Source organism: Nostocoides sp., assembly GCF_035343835.1.
GTDB classification, from domain to species: Bacteria; Actinomycetota; Actinomycetes; order Actinomycetales; family Dermatophilaceae; genus Nostocoides_A; species Nostocoides_A vanveenii.
This window is the reverse complement of record NZ_DAOQZV010000314.1, coordinates 1-3,146: the sequence shown is the minus strand read 5'-3', so window position 1 is coordinate 3,146 and position 3,146 is coordinate 1. Positions and strand designations below refer to the sequence as shown.

At 66.6% G+C, this 3,146-nt stretch carries 3 protein-coding genes and 1 pseudogene; all 4 read left to right on the top strand.

What is annotated here, in order from left to right:
- On the top strand, positions 1-1,093 hold a 1,093-nt coding region (locus PKH97_RS15435; RefSeq protein ID WP_324388488.1), incomplete at its 5' end, for a YihY/virulence factor BrkB family protein.
- 28 nt (positions 1,094-1,121) lie between these two features.
- On the top strand, positions 1,122-1,454 hold the full coding sequence (locus PKH97_RS15430) for a TfoX/Sxy family protein (protein ID WP_290721207.1): 333 nt from the start codon (positions 1,122-1,124) through the stop codon (positions 1,452-1,454).
- A 414-nt stretch (positions 1,455-1,868) separates the two neighbouring features.
- The gene (locus PKH97_RS15425; protein ID WP_324388487.1) at positions 1,869-2,693 is read left to right on the top strand and encodes a hypothetical protein; all 825 of its coding nucleotides are present in this window, start codon (positions 1,869-1,871) and stop codon (positions 2,691-2,693) included.
- A gap of 102 nt (positions 2,694-2,795) precedes the next feature.
- Positions 2,796-3,146: pseudogene (locus PKH97_RS15420) on the top strand (hypothetical protein); the annotation flags it as partial.

Genomic DNA, 3,146 nt, shown 5'->3' with positions numbered 1-3,146 from the left:
CACGGCGGGCACGGCATACGGGATGATCGGGCACGTGAGTGTCGTGGACCGGGTGGACGGGTTCCAGCGCCGGCATCCGGTCCTGGGCTTCCCGATCGCCGTGGCCTGGAAATTCTTCGACGACTCCGGCGGCTATCTCGCGGCCCTGCTGACGTACTACGGCTTCATCTCGCTCTTCCCGCTGCTGATCCTGATCTCCACAATCTTGTCCGTGGTGCTGGTCAACGACCCCGGGCTACAGCAGGAGATCATCGAGTCGGCGCTGCGCCAGGTCCCCGTCATCGGCGACCAGCTCGGCGACCCCAGGTCGCTCTCGGGCGGACCGGCGGGTGTCGTGATCGGTAGCGCGGTGTCGATCTATGGCGCGCTCGGCGTCGGCAATGCCCTGCAGTATGCGATGAACACGATCTGGTCGGTGCCGCGCAACTCCCGCCCCAACCCGATCCTGACCCGCGGCCGGAGTCTGCTGATCGTGCCGCTCGGGTTGCTCGTCGTCACCGCGTCAACGACCATCGCGACGATCGCCGCGTCCTACGACTTCGGCAGCGCCACCAAGTGGCTGGTCATGCTCGCGACGATCCTGCTCAACGCCGGCGTGATGTATCTGACCTATCGCATCGGCGTCGGCGTGGCCGAGCGGCGCCATTTGATCGTCGGCTCGGTGGTCGCCGCTGTGCTGCTGCAGGTCCTGCAGACCTTCGGCGTGGTCTATGTCGGCCGGGTCGTGCGCGATGCGTCCGCCAGCAATGGTGTGGTCGGCTTCGTCCTCGGCCTGCTCGCCTTCATCTATCTCGCGGCCGTCATCCTCATCGTTTGTGCCGAGATCAATGCGGTGTCCGCGAAGCGCCTCTATCCCCGCGCGTTGCTGACTCCGTTCACCGACAATGTCTCGCTCACCGACGCCGACAAGAGGCAATACGCCGCCCAGGCGCGCATGATGCGGACCAAGCAGTATGAACGTATCGACGCCACCTTCGAACCGCCCCCGGAGCGGTCTGCCCGACCCCCGAAGTCGGTGGGCGAGCCGGCGAAAACGGGTGGCGAGGCGCAGGGTGAGCCGGAGGGTGACCCGCAGGCGGAGGCATCGAGGTAGCGGGCTTGGTGCGCGGCATACTTCCCGCATGGCGTATGACGAGGAGTTGGCCGACCGCATTCGCGAACTGGTGCAGGACGAGAGTGGGCTGACCGAGAAGAAGATGTTCGGTGGCCTGGCGTTTCTGATCGGCGGCCATATGGCGGTTGCTGCGGCCGGTCATGGCGGATTGATGGTTCGCAGCGACCCCGCGAAGGCCGACGACATCGTCGACGATGTGGTCATCTCGCGGATGGAGATGCGCGGCCGGCCGATGGGCGGGTGGTTGCGCGTGACCGAGGAGGCATTGGCGGATGAAGCGATCCTGCGCCGTTGGGTCGATCATGGCGTCACGTATGCCCGCTCCCTCCCGCCGAAGTAACCTCACTGAGCGCACAACCGAGTTGCGCTGTCGCGCAAGGTGATTGCGCGATTCGCCCGGATGATACGCAACTTCGGCGCAGACTGCGCAGCATGCAACTGCCTCGTGGCCTGACCGTCATCGCCGGTGTCTGCGCCTTGTGGCTGGCCGCGTGCACGGGAGTGAGCGAACGGCATACGTCGTGAGCGCGACGGCGCGACCCACCACGACGACGAGCGCGCCCAGCTCGGCGGCGACGCCGACGGTGACCGCACGGCCAGGCATCGACCAAGCCCCGGACGCCCCGCGCTATCCGCTGCCGGGCGCTGCGGGCCCGGTCGTGGACGGCATCGACTGGCGTGAGCCGGACTGGCTGCGGCCGGCCGCCAATTCCGTTTCTACTCCGAACGCCCGTCGGCGCCGGACGGCGTGCTGGTGCGGGCGATCGATCAGTTCTGGCGGCAACTGCAGCCGCACACGGGCGCGACGATCTACACCGACGTCGGCCAGGCGCAGCAGAGGAGCTTCGACCACTCGTGCAGCAACTGGCCGAGCCGGGCGACTTCTGGATGCGCATTTTCCGCCAGCGGCGTCGACTGGGTCGCGACCGAGTGTGGCGTGCACGGCTTCAAGCCCGACTACGACGGCGAAGCGCACCTGCCCATCTGGGACGACTGCGTCTGGGGGCATCTGCTCGATCTCTATCGCGAGGTCTTCGTCACCAAGGGGCTGCGCGCCGACCCGCGGCTGAAATTTGTCTATGTCCCAAGGGCTTTCACGTGGGCGGAATACGACTCCGCCCGTCGCCATGCCCACCCGGACAAGCCCGGGTGGGCTGCTCCGAAGCCGGCGACAACTGCCCGCCCGCCGACCTCGCGCTGCTCACGCATGGCCAAGCGGATCGTCACCTCGTTAGGCGATGCGAACCGGGCCTACTGGTCCTATGAGTTCACCGAGTGGCTGACGTCCGCGGCCCAGGACGAGAAGTGGAATATCGCTCTGGGGAATCTCCCGCTGCGGTCGTCCGAGAAGGACTCACCGGTCTTCATCGACACCGACAAGGCCTTGCCCGGTTTCGCGCACTTCGCCGACAACCTCGAGAATGCCAAGAAGCCCTGCCCGACGCTCAAGGGTTACGCCGGCTTGTCGAAGGTGTTCGGCGAGCGAGTGAGCAACATCCTCCAGGGCCAGGCAACCCCGAAGGAAGGACTCGACGCGGCCAACCAGGCCGCGGATCAAGAACTGGCCGACAGCCAGTGAGCACGGTGCGCGCCACACCGGCGACCGCCGGGGCCCGGGCGACCAACGGCCCGGGCGGACGCTGCGTCGGACGGCCGGAAGCCCGGCCGTCGGATGGGTTGGTTGCCCTTCGATCCGGCCCACTTGATTCTCGCGCCGATGGCGATTGCCTTCTTGATGCCGTTGGTGCAAATGCTCTTTTCCGCGGTGAAGACGGATGCAGAGATCCGCGCCTTCCCGCCAATCTTCTGGCCGAAGCACCCGACTCTCTCCGGCTTGCAGGCGCTCTTCACCGAGTCCGACGTCCTGCGCTGGATCATGAACACCGTCATCGTCTCCGGGACGGCCATCGCGTCCCATATGGTGCTCTGTTCGCTCGCGGGCTACGGCTTCGCGCGGCTGAAGTTCGCCGGTCGCAATGATGCTCCTATTGCGTGTCAAGCCTTTGGGGAGGGGGAGTTTCAGGCGGCGGCG

Coding starts and splice junctions, on each gene's coding strand:
- PKH97_RS15430 (WP_290721207.1), top strand. CDS start 1,122: ATGGCGTATGACGAGGAGTTGGCCGACCGCATTCGCGAACTGGTGCAG.